Genomic DNA, 268 nt, shown 5'->3' with positions numbered 1-268 from the left:
ATTCGGCCGGCGCCAGGTGCGCAGCCAACGGGATGAGAATCTGCACCGACACCGAGCTGAAGCCGATCAGCAAGGACACCAGCAAAAACAGGTTGGGCTGCTCGGTGAACGCTGCGCCCAGCAGGCTGGCGATGGCCACCAGGGTGGTGAAGATCATCAACCTGCGGTTTTCCAGCAGGTCCCCCAGCGGCACCAGGAAGAACAGGCCCAGGGCATAGCCGATCTGCGTCAGCGACACAATCAGGCTGGCCATGGCCGGCGTGAGGCC

1 protein-coding gene is annotated in these 268 nt (G+C 63.8%); it reads right to left on the bottom strand.

Annotation, left to right across the window (positions count from 1 at the left end):
- Positions 1 to 268: MFS transporter (locus AC0L3B_RS39580; protein WP_473383281.1), on the bottom strand; the 268-nt coding region annotated here is incomplete at both ends.

This window comes from Bradyrhizobium sp. Kon56, assembly GCF_055807635.1.
This window is presented reverse-complemented; position numbering and strand designations above follow the sequence as displayed.